The 15,851-nt window shown below is 52.5% G+C and carries 12 protein-coding genes and 1 pseudogene; 7 read left to right on the top strand and 6 right to left on the bottom strand.

Annotated elements, in window-relative coordinates:
• Positions 1–105: 105 nt before the first annotated feature.
• Positions 106–600 (bottom strand): leucine-responsive transcriptional regulator Lrp, encoded by a 495-nt coding sequence (gene lrp, locus NI40_RS07040; protein ID WP_000228469.1) that lies wholly within the window; start codon positions 598–600, stop codon positions 106–108.
• A 544-nt stretch (positions 601–1,144) separates the two neighbouring features.
• On the opposite strand from lrp, the gene trxB reads away from it, so the two are divergent.
• The 5 genes from trxB (at position 1,145) to infA (ending at position 6,968) form a co-directional block, all read left to right on the top strand.
• Positions 1,145–2,113, top strand: a complete 969-nt coding sequence (gene trxB, locus NI40_RS07035; protein WP_032638969.1) for a thioredoxin-disulfide reductase — start codon at positions 1,145–1,147, stop codon at positions 2,111–2,113.
• 114 nt (positions 2,114–2,227) lie between these two features.
• Positions 2,228–3,994 (top strand): heme ABC transporter permease/ATP-binding protein CydD, encoded by a 1,767-nt coding sequence (gene cydD / locus NI40_RS07030; protein ID WP_039261554.1) that lies wholly within the window; start codon positions 2,228–2,230, stop codon positions 3,992–3,994.
• On the top strand, positions 3,994–5,715 hold the full coding sequence (cydC, locus tag NI40_RS07025; RefSeq protein ID WP_039261552.1) for a heme ABC transporter ATP-binding protein/permease CydC: 1,722 nt from the start codon (positions 3,994–3,996) through the stop codon (positions 5,713–5,715). The genes cydD and cydC overlap by 1 nt, the downstream gene beginning before the upstream one ends.
• 45 nt (positions 5,716–5,760) lie before the next feature.
• Positions 5,761–6,465 carry a leucyl/phenylalanyl-tRNA--protein transferase gene (gene aat, locus NI40_RS07020; RefSeq protein WP_039261550.1) on the top strand — a complete coding sequence of 235 codons (705 nt, stop codon included), beginning with the start codon at positions 5,761–5,763 and terminating at the stop codon, positions 6,463–6,465.
• Between the two features lie 284 nt (positions 6,466–6,749).
• The gene (gene infA, locus NI40_RS07015; RefSeq protein WP_002211347.1) at positions 6,750–6,968 is read left to right on the top strand and encodes a translation initiation factor IF-1; all 219 of its coding nucleotides are present in this window, start codon (positions 6,750–6,752) and stop codon (positions 6,966–6,968) included.
• Between the two features lie 170 nt (positions 6,969–7,138).
• Here the strand turns inward: infA and NI40_RS07010 are convergent, their stop codons facing one another.
• Complete coding sequence (locus NI40_RS07010; RefSeq protein ID WP_039261547.1) at positions 7,139–8,665, bottom strand: aryl-sulfate sulfotransferase; 1,527 nt, start codon at positions 8,663–8,665, stop codon at positions 7,139–7,141.
• A 22-nt stretch (positions 8,666–8,687) separates the two neighbouring features.
• Positions 8,688–10,241, bottom strand: a complete 1,554-nt coding sequence (locus NI40_RS07005; RefSeq protein ID WP_039261545.1) for a bifunctional metallophosphatase/5'-nucleotidase — start codon at positions 10,239–10,241, stop codon at positions 8,688–8,690.
• 131 nt (positions 10,242–10,372) lie between these two features.
• On the opposite strand from NI40_RS07005, the gene NI40_RS23810 reads away from it, so the two are divergent.
• Positions 10,373–11,638, top strand: coding sequence for an IS1 family transposase (locus NI40_RS23810; RefSeq protein ID WP_127353325.1), 1,266 nt, complete (start codon positions 10,373–10,375; stop codon positions 11,636–11,638).
• A gap of 144 nt (positions 11,639–11,782) precedes the next feature.
• On the opposite strand, the pseudogene NI40_RS06985 reads toward NI40_RS23810, so the two are convergent.
• The 3 genes and pseudogenes from NI40_RS06985 to clpS form a co-directional block, all read right to left on the bottom strand.
• Positions 11,783–12,220, bottom strand: a pseudogene (locus tag NI40_RS06985) (hypothetical protein).
• Between the two features lie 469 nt (positions 12,221–12,689).
• Entirely contained in the window at positions 12,690–14,969 is a 2,280-nt protein-coding gene (gene clpA / locus NI40_RS06980) for an ATP-dependent Clp protease ATP-binding subunit ClpA (protein ID WP_008499992.1), read from the bottom strand.
• Between the two features lie 27 nt (positions 14,970–14,996).
• Entirely contained in the window at positions 14,997–15,317 is a 321-nt protein-coding gene (gene clpS / locus NI40_RS06975) for an ATP-dependent Clp protease adapter ClpS (protein WP_006174393.1), read from the bottom strand.
• Between the two features lie 267 nt (positions 15,318–15,584).
• Here clpS and cspD point away from each other — a divergent pair, with 267 nt between their 5' ends.
• A complete protein-coding gene (cspD, locus tag NI40_RS06970) occupies positions 15,585–15,806 on the top strand; it encodes a cold shock-like protein CspD (RefSeq protein ID WP_006809408.1) in 222 nt (73 codons plus the stop codon).
• Positions 15,807–15,851 lie beyond the last annotated feature (45 nt).

Genomic DNA, 15,851 nt, shown 5'->3' with positions numbered 1-15,851 from the left:
GCCTTTTTGCTAAAACGGACAACAGCGCCGGGACTCCCCGGCACTGTTGCTGTATGGATTAACAGGAGTGTAATCAAACTACGCTGATTTTGCACCTGTTCCGTGTTAGCGCGTCTTAATAACCAGACGATTGCTCTGTTTGACCTCTTCCATCACCACATACGTACGGGTGTCGTTCACGCCTGGCAGACGCAGCAGGGTTTCCCCCAGCAGCTTACGGTAGGCGGACATATCAGGCACACGGGTTTTCAACAGGTAGTCGAAATCACCGGATACCAGATGACACTCTTGAATTTCTTCAAGTTTTTGTACAGCGGCGTTAAATTGCTCAAACACATCCGGCGCACCACGATTCAGAGTAATCTCAACAAATACCAGAAGTGAGGCATCCAGATAATGCGGGTTCAGCAGAGCAGTATAGCCCTGAATGAAACCCTGTCTTTCCAGTCGGCGCACACGCTCAAGGCACGGCGTCGGGGAAAGTCCCACACGTTTTGAAAGCTCGACGTTGGAAATACGCCCATCCTTTTGCAATTCATTAAGAATGTTACGATCGATACGGTCGAGATCTTTGCCAGGGCGCTTCTTGCTATCTACCATTATTATTGTCTCTCTGTATTCCTTCCCTACTCCTGCCTGGACCCTGTGCACATCACTGTTCAGAGCCTGTACCCGTTAGTCATCACATCGCCTGGTTTTGTATTAGACGCGATGCGGATTCGGGTTCTGTTGGTAAGAAGACCGTTGCCCGAAGGCAGTCACCGACATCACGTATGGCGTCTGTCCACGCCATGCGTAGATTTCACTGACCCGGTAAAAATGGCATTTACGTGCATGCCTATGCGGCATACGGTTAACGCGGTTTTTTTTCTTCCTTGAATGTTTTCGCAAAAGCGCAGGGGATTGTCAAAGCAAAACATCGTTTTTTAGTACAACATGCCGGATATTCATTACGGCAGGGTATTAATCCTCATTTTATTGCCTTACAAACGACCGGTTTTCAGGCGAAAGCGTGATGTTATAGCGCCTCATTCATCGCCCGTGGCTATTACACAGATTGATATCAAAATTGCTGCGCTCTTTTTTTACGACAACAAATTCCCTACAATCCTGCCAAATGTCTGCCAACAACAATGGGGATCTCATGGGCACGGCCAAACACAGTAAGCTGCTAATCCTTGGTTCTGGACCTGCGGGATATACCGCAGCGGTCTATGCTGCACGCGCTAACCTGCACCCGGTACTCATCACCGGGATGGAAAAAGGCGGTCAGCTGACCACCACCACCGAAGTGGAAAACTGGCCAGGGGACCCGAACGACCTGACCGGGCCGCTGCTGATGGAACGTATGCACGAGCATGCCGCTAAATTCGAAACTGAAATTCTGTTCGACCACATCAATAAGGTCGATCTGCAGAACCGTCCGTTCCGCCTGACGGGCGACAGCGGCGAATATACCTGTGACGCGCTGATCATCGCCACCGGCGCCTCTGCCCGTTACCTCGGTCTGCCATCCGAAGAAGCGTTCAAAGGCCGCGGCGTCTCTGCCTGCGCAACCTGTGACGGTTTCTTCTACCGCAATCAGAAAGTCGCGGTCATCGGCGGCGGCAACACCGCAGTGGAAGAAGCGCTCTACCTGGCGAACATTGCCTCTGAGGTGCACCTGATCCACCGTCGCGAAACCTTCCGCGCGGAGAAGATCCTGATCAAACGTCTGATGGATAAAGTGGCAAGCGGCAACATCGTGCTGCACACCAACCGTACCCTGGAAGAGGTGACGGGCGACCAGATGGGCGTTGCCGGTCTGCGTATCCGTGATACCCAGAACACCGATAACGTCGAAACGCTTGAAGTGGCGGGTCTGTTCGTGGCGATCGGTCACAGCCCGAACACCGCGATCTTCGACGGTCAGCTGGAGCTGGAAAACGGCTACATCAAAGTGCAGTCCGGCATTCACGGTAACGCGACCCAGACCAGCATCCCGGGCGTGTTCGCGGCTGGCGACGTAATGGACCATATTTATCGTCAGGCGATCACCTCTGCGGGCACCGGCTGTATGGCCGCGCTCGACGCTGAACGCTACCTCGATGGACTGGCTGAACAAGGTAAATAATCTTTACAAGTCAGTAACAAACGTAAATAAAGGCGGCGATAAGTCGCCTTTATTGTCTCCCCGTTGTAACATTGCGCTGCCCAATTTCTAATAACGTCACCTGCAAAGTACGCAATGGAAAAAACCCGTCAACAAGAGTTAACACGCTGGCTGAAACAGCAAAGCGTTATTTCCCGCCGCTGGCTTACGATTTCCCGTCTCCTGGGGTTCGTTAGCGGTCTGTTGATTGTTGCCCAGGCATGGCTGCTGGCCCGCATTCTTAATCACATGATCATGGAGAACATCCCGCGCGAAGCGCTGTTGCTGCCTTTTATTGTCCTGATCCTGATTTTTATCCTGCGCGCCTGGGTGGTGTGGCTGCGTGAGCGCGTCGGTTTTCACGCCGGACAGCATATCCGCTACGAGATCCGCCGCCAGGTGCTCGATCGTCTTCAGGAAGCCGGGCCCGCGTGGATCCAGGGTAAACCAGCCGGTAGCTGGGCGACGCTGATCCTTGAGCAGATTGACGATATGCACGACTACTATGCGCGCTATCTGCCGCAGATGGCCCTTGCCGTCTTCGTTCCGCTGCTGATCGTGATCGCCATCTTCCCGGTGAACTGGATGGCTGCGCTGATTCTGATGGGCACCGCCCCGCTGATCCCGCTGTTTATGGCGCTGGTCGGCATGGGGGCTGCGGATGCCAACCGCCGTAACTTCCTGGCACTGGGTCGCCTGAGCGGCCATTTCCTCGATCGTCTGCGCGGCATGGAGACGTTACGCATTTTTGGCCGCGGTGAAGCGGAAACCGAAAACATTCGCCTGGCATCGCAGGGCTTCCGTCAGCGCACTATGGAAGTTTTACGCCTTGCATTCTTGTCTTCCGGCGTACTGGAATTCTTTACCTCGCTGTCGATTGCCCTCGTAGCGGTCTACTTCGGCTTCTCCTACCTTGGCGCGCTGGATTTCGGCCATTACGGCACGGCGGTAACCCTTTCAGCCGGTTTCCTGGCGCTGATCCTGGCCCCGGAGTTTTTCCAGCCGCTTCGCGATCTGGGAACCTTCTATCACGCCAAAGCGCAGGCAGTTGGCGCAGCCGATAGTCTGAAAACGTTCCTGGAAACGCCGCTGGCACACCCGGAGCGGGGTGACGTGACGCTGAATGCTAAAGACCCCGTGACCATTGAAGCGCAGGACTTTTCTATTCTGTCACCCGAAGGCAAAGTGCTCGCGGGTCCGCTGAACTTTACCTTACCTGCCGGACAACGGGTGGTGCTCGTCGGCACCAGCGGTTCCGGTAAAAGTTCTCTGCTGAATGCGCTATCCGGCTTTATGACCTACACGGGTTCACTGCGGATCAACAAAACCGAACTGCGCAACCTCGATCCAGACGCCTGGCGTAAACAGCTTAGCTGGGTGGGCCAAAACCCACAGCTTCCAGCCTCAACGCTGCGCGAAAACGTCCTGCTGGCGCGCCCGGACGCGCGTGAAGATGAACTGCAGTCGGTTCTCGACCGCGCCTGGGTCAGCGAGTTTCTGCCCCTGCTCCCGCAAGGTGTAGATACCGTGGTCGGCGATCAGTCCGCCGGGCTGTCGGTCGGACAGGCGCAGCGCGTAGCCGTTGCCCGCGCGTTGTTGAATCCTTGCCAGCTGATGCTGCTGGATGAGCCCGCCGCCAGCCTGGACGCCCACAGCGAACAGCGCGTAATGGAGGCCCTGAACGCCGCCTCCCGGCAGCAAACCACCCTGATGGTCACCCATCAGCTGGAGGGGATTGCCGACTGGGACCAGATCTGGGTCATGGAGAACGGCCGTATTGTTGAGCAAGGTGATTACGCCTCTCTCGTTGCCGCGCAGGGACCGTTTGCCGCCCTGCTGGCGAACCGTCAGGAGGACATCTGATGCGTGCTCTGCTGCCTTATCTTGCGCTCTATAAACGCCACAAATGGATGCTGACGCTGGGGATTGTGCTGGCGATTGTCACGCTGCTCGCCAGCATTGGCCTGCTCACGCTTTCCGGCTGGTTCCTGTCGGCCTCGGCCGTCGCGGGCTTTGCCGGTTTATACAGCTTCAACTATATGCTCCCGGCTGCCGGCGTTCGCGGTACCGCCATCACGCGGACTGCCGGACGCTATTTCGAACGGCTGGTCAGCCACGACGCCACTTTCCGCGTGCTGCAGCACCTGCGCATCTACACCTTCAGCAAACTGCTGCCCCTCTCCCCTGCCGGGCTGGCGCGTTTTCGTCAGGGTGAATTACTTAACCGTGTTGTTGCGGATGTCGACACGCTGGATCACCTTTACCTGCGCGTGATTTCCCCGATCGTGGGCGCGTTTGTGGTGATTGTGGTGGTCACGCTGGGGCTGTCTGTTCTGGATGTTTCCGTTGCGCTGACGCTGGGCGGGATCATGCTGCTGACGCTCATCATTCTGCCGCCGCTGTTTTACCGCGCCGGGAAATCCACCGGGGAAAACCTGACGCGCCTGCGCGGAGACTACCGCCAGCAGCTCACCTCCTGGCTTCAGGGGCAGGCAGAGCTGACGATTTTTGGCGCCAGCAAGCGCTATCGCGCCCGCATGGAAAGTACGGAGCTTAACTGGCATGAGGCCCAGCGCCGCCAGTCGGAGCTGACGGCCTTTTCTCAGGCGCTGATGATGTTAATCGGCGGCGTGGCGGTGATTGCCATGCTGTGGCTAGCTTCCGGCGATGTCGGGGGGAATTCACAGCCGGGTCCTCTTATTGCCCTTTTCGTCTTCTGCGCGCTGGCGGCGTTTGAGGCGCTGGCCCCGGTGACGGGCGCCTTCCAGCATCTTGGTCAGGTGATCGCCTCTGCCCTGCGCATCACGCAGATTGCCGAACAGGAGCCTGAAGTCACGTTCAGTGCCGGGCAGACCGCGGTACCAGAGCAGGTTGCGCTGACGCTTGAAGATGTCACCTTCGCCTATGACAAACAGGCGCAGAACGCGCTGGACGGTATCAACCTTTCTGTTAACGCAGGACAGCGGATGGCGATCCTCGGCCGTACCGGCTGCGGTAAATCGACGCTGCTGCAGTTGCTGACCCGCGCCTGGGATCCGCAGCGCGGCCAGATTCGTTTTAATAACACGTTGCTGACCGATTTCAGCGAGCAGGCCCTGCGCAAGACGGTGAGCGTCGTTCCGCAGCGCGTGCACCTGTTTAGCGCCACCCTGCGCGATAACCTGCTGCTGGCCGCGCCAGAGGCCTCTGATGATGCGCTTCGCGCCGTGCTGGAGCAGGTCGGGCTGCAAAAACTGCTTGAGGACGACGGGCTAAACAGCTGGCTGGGCGAAGGCGGCCGTCAGCTGTCCGGCGGTGAACTGCGCCGTCTGGCAATTGCGCGCGCGCTGCTGCACGATGCGCCGCTGATGCTGCTCGACGAACCCACCGAGGGGCTGGATGCCACCACCGAGAGCCAAATCCTTGATTTGCTGGCGAATGTCATGACCGGCAAAACCGTGCTGATGGTCACACACCGCCTGCGCGGACTGGCGAGTTTTGATCAGATAATTGTGATGGACAACGGACACATTATTGAGCAAGGTAGTCACGCAGAGCTGTTGGCGAAACAGGGTCGCTACTACCAGTTTAAACAGCGTCTGTAGACTATATTTGTAGCGTCCTTACTCGCGTACTGGAGTTTTGCTGTCATGCGCCTGGTCCAGCTTTCTCGTCATAACATCGCGTTCCCTTCTCCGGAAGGGGCGCTGCGTGAGCCCAACGGGCTGCTGGCCCTTGGTGGTGACCTCAGTCCCGCACGGCTTTTGATGGCGTACCAGCGCGGTATATTTCCCTGGTTTTCCCCCGGCGATCCGATTTTATGGTGGTCCCCCGATCCGCGTGCCGTGCTGTGGCCAGCGCAGTTTCACGCGAGCCGCAGCATGAAGCGTTTCCATGCGAAATCACCCTACCGCGTCACCCTCAACCACGCCTTTGGTCAGGTCATTGAAGGCTGCGCTGAAGACCGCTATGAAGGGACATGGATAACCCGCGATATCATTACTGCCTACCACCAGCTCCATGAGCTTGGCTACGCCCACTCCATCGAGGTGTGGGAAGGCGGAGCACTCGTCGGCGGCATGTACGGCGTGGCGCAAGGCACGCTATTTTGCGGCGAGTCGATGTTCTCTCGTGCGGTTAACGCCTCGAAAACCGCGCTGCTGGTCTTCTGCGAGGCGTTTGCCCAGCGCGGCGGACGCCTGATCGATTGTCAGGTGCTCAACGAGCACACGGCCTCGCTGGGTGCTGTTGAAATCCCGCGACGCCAGTACATCGAACATCTCGATACCAGTCGTCAGGAGAAGCTCCCGCGCGACTTCTGGATACCGAGAACGCTCTTTATGCCCGATGCCTAAATGTTTTCCGCATATTTTTTGTGAGGGTGTTATAATTATGCCGCAGAGTAGCTTCTGCCTGTTGCCCCGCCGCCGTTTGGGACCCTCGCTTCAGATAACGTCCTGACGTTTATCCTGTTGTCTCCCCTTTACGAATGCGCTTCCTGTTCGGTTGTACCGTGACGCTTGGGCAATGCGCCGAAACTGTTTTGCTGCGTTTTAATCGCGCAATTCTTTACTTAATTGATGAATTTCGGCATTATCTTGCCGGTTCAAAACTTGGTAGTGATACCCCAGAGGATTAGATGGCCAAAGAAGACAATATTGAAATGCAGGGTACCGTACTTGATACGTTGCCTAATACCATGTTTCGCGTAGAGCTGGAAAACGGTCACGTGGTAACTGCGCACATCTCCGGTAAAATGCGCAAAAACTACATCCGCATTTTGACGGGCGACAAAGTGACTGTTGAACTGACCCCGTACGACCTGAGCAAAGGCCGCATTGTCTTCCGTAGTCGCTAATTGTTTTCGCCTGTAATGGCAGATGAATATTAAATAAGGCCGGGATTTTCCCGGCCTTACTTTTTTGTGCTGCAGGCTATTATTTGAACAATTATTTGTCCGTTCGATTCAGCGTCAGGGCTGTCTGTTCGACAGCAATGCCCTTTTAATGGCTGTGTCTTGCTAAGCTATCAGCCGTTTGCCACCTGATAACCTATATTTATCAAAGCATCAAGCTCGTCTTTTGCAAACAACCTTGCCCGGTAGCATTCACCAGGGAACTCTGGATAGCCATCCATCGAGCAAATCAGATCGTAGATTGTGGCAATAATATGGCCTGTTGCATCGCTGATAAAGAAAGAGCGTGCGTGGTTGGTGTAGATGCCATAGTAGTCACCATAATCTATTGCTGCCCCCATAAAATCAGTGACCTGAGGAACACGATCGGAGGGTAACTGGATAATGCTACCTGCCTGGGTTGCTGTATTGGCGACGAGATCAACAGCATAGAACATGACTCTCACAGGATCGGTTTTGTAAGAATCAGCCGTTGAATCACGTGTAATATCTCGAGTCACCGCATTGCCTTCATTATCAACGCAGGAGCGATTATCAAAGAGCGAAAGAACAAATTTTCCTTCAGTCTCATTGCTTAACCCAGCAAAAGCGCTATTTTTAGTGACGAATACGGTATGAGCACCATTTTCAAAACTCTCAATACCGGAAGTATCTATCTGCGTAACGCCCTGTCCTGCTGCGAAATTACTGTTAAATCCCCCGGTATTAATACTCCATAATATCTTGCCGTCGGCAGGAGAAATACCAAACGTCAGGCCTGCAGAGCGAGTATGGACAACAATCGCTTCAGCATTTGCCTCGCCTGCGGGGATCCAGGAAAGCGAGTTAAGGTGAGCATCGTTTGTGGGGCTATTATTCAGGATCTGAGTATTATCAAATGCACGGGTATAATTTTTTGCCCACAGCATCACGCCTGTCTTTTCATCAAATTTTAAAATTGATGCGTCCTGTCTCATCGTGTTGGTCGAACGGTCCGGGTTATCATTACCAATCATGAAAAGATTATCGGCGGAATCCCAAATCAGGTCGTGGGTGTTAGCATAGCGGTTACCATCGCGGTCACGTAAATCAAACTCCAGAATCTCGTTGCCCAAAATATCGATTTTGAAAAAGCGTCGCCCATACCAGTGTTCATCTTCATCACTGCCGATATAGAAATAACCATTATGCGTTTTTAGCATCTGATTACGGTAGGGCTGAGCATAATAGCAGCGAAGATCGCCGTTCCGGTCGTAACCATCACAATTGGTAGTCATTAACCAACTGTTTCCCCATACGGTCGTGAAGTTAGCGGGATCCGTTTGCTCAATATCGATATGGAAAATTGTCCCATCGCGGTAGAGTTGTTCCTGTGTGCTTACCTGGATGGTTTGATTAAAAATTTCCACTCCGCTAAGGTTTTTAAAGGCAACCTGCACCTGGTTAAGGTAGTTTGCATACAGTCCAATAACCGGAATTTTTATCTCAGGTAAAGAGACAATGTCATTTGAAGAATACGTAAAGTCTAAACTTGTCGTGCTAGTCGATCTTCCCAGTACCGTATAGGAATATGTTATCGCCTCATCAATTATAAACTTCAGATAGACCGCAAGCTGGTTGTTAGCAGGGGCGAGTTCCATTCCAAGATAGGTAATTGCCATATTATTCACCTGTTGTTAATTATTACTGTGTAACTTCTTTTACTCGCATCTCATTCACCTGTTGGGGAATGATCTTATTTCCTTTCACCAGATAATCAATAACCGCATTGGAAAGGTTATATCCACCTTTTACCTGTTTGTTCTGACCATCAATGAATGCAGTAAAACCATCGCCACCAGGGGCAAGGAAACTATTTGTCGCTACGCGATAGGTATCAGAGTCTACAATTGGCTTGCCATTAAGCGTAAGTAGCACAACGCGTTGCCCGACAGGTTTATGTTGGTCGTAGCGCATCTCCAGTCCTTTCGACATCTGCAAAACACCGTTAGTGAGTGAAGCACTATGCTCCATAAGATTTCGTAAGGATTTCCCATTCAAATCCATTACGGTAAGCTCATTTGGAAACGGGAACGCGCTAATAACATCGCCGAGGGTTATCGGACCGGCATTCAAATCAGCCCGCAGACCACCTGAATTAGTGAGCGCCAGTTGCGCATCAGGCGCAGCGGCAAGCATTGCATCGGTAAATAAATTGCCCAGCGAAGATGATTCCCCGTAGGCGCGCGTAAGCGTAACAGGCGTCTCTCCAACTTTTTGGCGAACCGTTTCGGAGAGCTGTTTATTCCAGCTATCAATAACACTCTGAGTTGCCGGATCGGGTTTCCATTCATCAGCGTAAAGGGTTTTAAGTTCGAAGCTTTTTATTTTGTTGTGATGTTTTTTTAGATCCACATCCAGGACCAGCTTACCAATATCAATCCCACCGCTGTCAGTCGAAAGCACCAGCGTGTTACCTACTTTAAGCGGCTCCGGCGTCCCAACATGCGCATGTCCGGTAATCAGAATATCCAGTCCTTTCACCTGCTTCGCCGTCTGGATATCCTTATCAAGGGCGCGTTTGACATCAGTATTGCCGATACTGGACTGGCGTGCAGGGAAACCTTCATGCATGAGTGCAACGGTTATATCTACTTTTCCACGTAGTTCATCCAGATAACGCTGGAGATATTTCACCTCGTTACGCGCTTCAATGCCCTGACGCATTGACGATGAAACGGTATCATCGAAAGCGAATACGCCATGCAACCCAATGACCCCAATTTTAACGCCATCCTTTTCAAGGATTGTATACGGCTTATTCCAGAAAAGGACATTACTATTTTTATAAAACACGTTACCTAACAGTATCGGGAATTTAGCCTGACTGAGCTGTATCAGCGTATTATCCCATCCATGGTCGAACTCATGATTGCCGACAGACGCAGCATCAAATGACATTGTATTCATAATATCTATGATTGCCCGCCCTTTTGTCAGGCTGCTAATGTACGGACCGGTAAAGTAATCTCCAGCATCGAAATAAAAAGTAGCCTTATTCTTTTGCTTTTCTTGCTTGACGTAAGTCGCAATATTTGCGAAGCCACCGACAGCTCTTTTACCTTCTGCAACATAAGGGAGTTTATAGGGCTCAACATGTGCATGCAGGTCATTGGTATAAATGACGGTAACGTCCTGCGCTGGACTTAGCGAAGCATATCCCGATAGTAATAAAACCGCGATTACTGTTTTTTTCATTTTTTAACTCTCGAATTAAAGAAAGAATTTCATTATCGATTAGCAAAAAACAGATTTTGTGAACCTTCTCACGACATATGGAAAAGGGAGACGCGAAAATTTGCGACTAACAGAATCAGTTGGTGAAGCACATGGAATCCGCTCCAAAAATAGATCTCAATGTTTGTAAAAGCTGGTCATGTCCAAATCTCGGAATACCAGATGCGAGTGATTATGTTTTTCCTGTTTATCGTCTGGGCTACGCTGCACTTGAATGTCAAAAATGTGGCAGTCTTCCTCCTCTGTTTAATACCAAAGAATGTGACGAGTGGTTCAGTCAATTCATGCAACGAAAATTAGGAAATACAGGACAAGGTTGTCCCCGCTGTTTTACAGCGCACATCATTCGCTATGGATACACAAAAGCCAGAACACCCCGCTTTCAATGTTGCACCTGCCGTTATGTATTTACTCCACACTATGACAATGCTGTAGGCCTGAATAAAAATCTCACCCTTCTTTCCCAGCTCGAACAAGGGGTGCACTCTGGTGAAACGACAAACCAAAGGGTCCTTGCACACGCGGTTAACGGGTTCGAACACGATCTGCATGTTTCACTCCCTGCGCTAACAAGGGTGTCAACGACCACAATGGTTATACCGTTTCAGGGTCATTCTGCGAGGCAGAAACTGTATGTTGTGATCAGTGCCGATGCTGACTCCGGCAAAATTATTCAAGTAACAACCAACTATTGCGACTGGAAGGCAGGTGATTCATTGCTCTATCAGGGTTCTAAGTCTTTCCCTTCTTCGATACTACCGTCGAGCAATACCGATCTTATTCGGGAGCAAGAGATGCAATTTCTTAAACGGAGTCAATTTGATGAAATTCAGTACGGTAGTGCCGAGCTTAAGCGAAACGACCGGGGAAGCATGGTCCGTCCTGTCATTACCATACACAGTCATTTCCAGAGATTAAAACGACGCTTCCCGGGTGTAACCGATCATTATCTCGCCCACGAGTGCGTTTTGCGCGGCGGGGCTATAACGGCCTGGTCAACAGAAGTCCGACTTGGGAAAACCGATCTTTGGTTTGTGTCTGAAAATATTGAAAACGCCAACCTCTCTGACAAAGCATTTTGCCTTACTGGTAGCTGGAAAATAGGATGGTGGAAAAATGTGTGGCAGCGTTGGGATAATGGCGAGATATGCAAGATGATTGGCCTACTGACCGGACAGCAAAGTACAGCGGAGCCCGCGTTGATTTCACTTGCATCCTGCACTGCATTTGCTGTCTGGCTGAAATCCCATCCATGGTCATTACGATGTCATAACTTTGGGGCGCGGGTAGTGAGCCAGCATTTAGTGGGTCTTGGCTGTATTTACAACCAACAGATGAAGGAAAATTCAGGCAGTTAAGGGCTACATAACGCGAGCTGTACGGCAGCGAACTGCACTATTTTATTGTCATCAAAAGTTATTAACGTCTTCCCGTAACACCCATTTTTACGAAGATTAATCCATTTGGCGTCAGAGGAACTCCCCCGACGCCTCGGATCGACGTCAGGAAATAATGTGAATTACCGTTTTTGCACTTTGAGGTGCAACGACATCTGCGGCCATCGAATGCGTTATGTCATGCAGCAGTCCCGTCAGGTGCGGCAACATATCGCGGTCAAAATGCGATACCAGCAGTATGTGGTTTAACGCCCGGCAGTAATCACACTTTGTTTCGGTATCTTCCAGCAGCCACTCTTTTTGTCGCGGTTGTTCCGCTTCGTCCTCAAATTCCACCACCTGAAAATCACACATTTATTCTGTGAGGCCAGCTTTCATTTCTTCCAGATACGCACCCAGGCAGCGGCAAACGGGCTGCGTTTGTGGGAGTGATGTGCAGTCGAGGAGGATTTCAGTGAGCAGTTTGCAGCGCTCTGCAAGGGTTGGGAGATCGGGGTTGAGGGAGAGTTCGCTGTAAAGCAGTGAAAGATTGTTATGTTCCATTTGATTTTGACTCCGTGTGAAATGATGAGATCTCCACCCGAACGCCAACTCAGGTGGCAGACTGAACCGGTTTGGCGTACCGACCCACACGGGAAAATCGGCGCTTCAAAAGAAGCCCCGGTTCAGCCCACCATAATTGAGTCTGCGGATTATATCGCTAGCTTTCAAAAGTGTGAACGAACCTGATGATAGTTGACGTATCAACATCATTTCTCATGTGTAATCAGGACGCCAATCCCGGCACCTGATTTTGCAGGTGCGCCGCCATTTTATTACTGTAGATTTATCCAGCAACTGACTTCGAAAGAAACTGGAAAGCGCCTTGCAAAATTCCTCTGCGGCCTGATGCCCTCTCCCACAGGGAGAGGGAGAAAACACTAGAAACGACAACACTGTTGTCGTTTTGCTTTTACCTTGGCAGGCATAAAAAAACCGGGCAAATGCCCGGTTTTTAACATTAACGTTTAACTCAGTGAGCCGCTTCCGGCTTGTGCTTCGCCGCACTCTGGAAATCATACGTCAGTTCGTTCTTCGCCTGGTCCAGCGCCACGGTCACCTGACCGCCGTCCACCAGCGAGCCAAACAGCAGCTCGTTCGCCAGCGGTTTCTTCAGGTTGTCCTGAATCACGCGCGCCATCGGACGGGCACCCATCGCACGGTCGTAGCCTTTCTCGGCCAGCCAGTTGCGGGCCTCCTGGCTCACTTCCAGCGACACGCCTTTCTGATCCAGCTGAACCTGCAGCTCGACGATGAACTTGTCCACAACCTGATGGATCACCTCGGTAGACAGGTGATCGAACCAGATAATGTTGTCCAGACGGTTACGGAACTCCGGCGTGAAGATCTTCTTGATCTCCTCCATCGCATCGGTACTGTTATCCTGGTGGATCAGGCCGATGGATTTACGCTCGGTTTCACGCACGCCGGCGTTGGTGGTCATCACCAGCACCACGTTGCGGAAGTCCGCCTTGCGCCCGTTGTTGTCGGTCAGCGTCCCGTTGTCCATCACCTGCAGCAGGATGTTGAACACGTCCGGGTGCGCTTTCTCGATTTCATCGAGCAGCAGGACCGCGTGCGGATGCTTGATCACCGCGTCGGTGAGCAGGCCGCCCTGGTCAAAGCCCACGTAGCCCGGAGGCGCACCAATCAAACGGCTGACGGTGTGACGCTCCATATACTCGGACATATCAAAGCGCAGCAGCTCAATGCCCAGCGCTTTGGAGAGCTGAACCGTCACCTCGGTTTTCCCCACGCCGGTCGGGCCAGCGAACAGGAAGGAACCGACAGGCTTGTGGTCATGCCCCAGCCCGGCGCGGGCCATCTTGATTGCTTCGGTTAAGGCCTCAATGGCTTTATCCTGACCAAAGACCAGCATTTTCAGGCGATTGCCGAGGGTGCGCAGCGTGTCGCGGTCGCTCTGAGAAACGCTCTTCTCAGGGATACGCGCGATGCGGGCCACCACGGATTCAATATCCGCCACGTTAACGGTTTTCTTACGCTTGCTGGCCGGCATCAGGCGCGCACGCGCCCCTGCCTCATCAATCACGTCAATAGCCTTATCCGGCAGATGACGGTCGTTGATGTATTTCACCGCCAGCTCCACCGCCGCACGTACCGCTTTCGCGGTGTAACGCACGTCGTGGTGCGCTTCATACTTCGGCTTCAGGCCGTTGATGATCTGCACCGTTTCCTCGACGGACGGCTCGGTCACGTCGATTTTCTGGAAGCGACGCGCCAGCGCACGGTCTTTCTCAAAGATGTTGCTGAACTCCTGGTACGTCGTGGAGCCAATCACGCGGATCTTGCCGCTGGAGAGCAGCGGTTTGATCAGGTTCGCGGCATCCACCTGGCCACCGGAGGCCGCACCTGCGCCGATGATGGTGTGGATCTCATCGATAAACAGGATGCTGTTGGTGTCCTGCTCCAGCTGTTTCAACAGCGCCTTGAAGCGTTTTTCAAAATCACCGCGGTATTTGGTGCCCGCCAGCAGCGAGCCGATATCCAGCGAGTAGATGGTGCAGTCGGCAATCACTTCCGGCACGTCGCCCTGCACAATGCGCCAGGCAAGCCCTTCGGCAATCGCGGTTTTACCCACGCCTGACTCACCCACCAGCAGCGGGTTGTTCTTGCGGCGACGGCACAGCACCTGGATCGCGCGCTCCAGCTCTTTATCGCGACCAATCAGCGGGTCGATACCGCCAACGCGAGCAAGCTGGTTAAGATTGGTGGTGAAGTTTTCCATACGATCCTCCCCGCCTGCTTGCTCTTCATTGTTATTGACCTGATTGCTGGAATCCGATGCCTGGTTAGGCTCGTCTTTGCGCGTTCCGTGAGAAATAAAGTTAACCACGTCGAGGCGGCTGACTTCGTGTTTGCGCAGCAGGTAGGCAGCCTGTGACTCCTGCTCGCTGAAGATGGCGACTAAGACGTTTGCGCCAGTCACTTCGCTACGCCCGGAAGACTGGACGTGGAATACCGCGCGCTGCAGCACGCGCTGGAAGCTGAGCGTCGGCTGCGTGTCGCGCTCTTCTTCACTGGCTGGCAGCACCGGTGTGGTTTGTTCGATGAAGGCTTCGAGTTCCTGACGTAGCGCCACCAGATCCACGGAGCAGGCTTCCAGCGCTTCGCGGGCAGATGGGTTGCTAAGCAGTGCGAGCAGTAAATGCTCGACGGTCATAAACTCATGTCGGTGCTCACGCGCTCTGGCGAAAGCCATGTTTAAACTGAGTTCCAGTTCTTGATTGAGCATAGGCACCTCCCCCAATTTTATGCCTTATCAGGCCTTTTCCAGCGTACACAGCAACGGATGCTCGTTCTCCCTCGCATAGTCGTTCACCATCGCCACTTTGGTTTCAGCCACTTCGGCTGTGAAGATGCCGCAGATAGCTTTGCCACGATAATGAACGGTAAGCATCAGTTGCGTTGCACGTTCTACATCATAAGAAAAGAACTTTTGTAGCACGTCAATAACAAATTCCATCGGCGTGTAATCATCGTTCATTAACATAACTTTATACATAGATGGCGGTTTTAGCGCGTCGCGCACTTTGTCTTCCGCCAGCTGGTCGAAATCCAGCCAATCGTTGGTCTTACCCATTATGCATAACCACTTTGAATCTACCTCAGATGTTAGATAACAATCATCTATTACTGTCATCCGCGATGTCTGTCACAAACTGTTGCAATAGCGTTAACTGCTTCAAACTTTGGTTGATTATTGTCCCATCTCCAGCGCCAAACGCTTGACGACTTCTTTCGTTTCTCTAAATTGTACAAGCGTGAGATGGCGAGGTTTTGAACAGCCCCCACTCCACCACCGGTTCATTCCATCTTAACTTATAAGATTTACGAAGGATGTCGAAGCATGGAAATGGGTACTGTTAAGTGGTTCAACAACGCCAAAGGGTTTGGCTTCATCTGCCCCGAAGGCGGCGGCGAGGATATCTTCGCTCACTATTCCACCATTCAGATGGATGGTTACAGAACGCTCAAAGCCGGGCAGTCCGTCCGGTTCGATGTACATCAGGGACCAAAAGGCAATCATGCCAGCCTAATCGTACCCGTTGAAGCAGAGACGGTTGCATAGCTCTCTGTTTTATTGTGTACATCCCGCAGTCAAAATGCCAGCCCG

This window comes from Enterobacter sp. E20, from assembly GCF_000801755.2.
Classification (GTDB): Bacteria; Pseudomonadota; Gammaproteobacteria; order Enterobacterales; family Enterobacteriaceae; genus Enterobacter; species Enterobacter asburiae_B.
The sequence above is the reverse complement of the archived record's forward strand: the minus strand, read 5'-3'. Positions and strand labels throughout refer to the sequence as shown.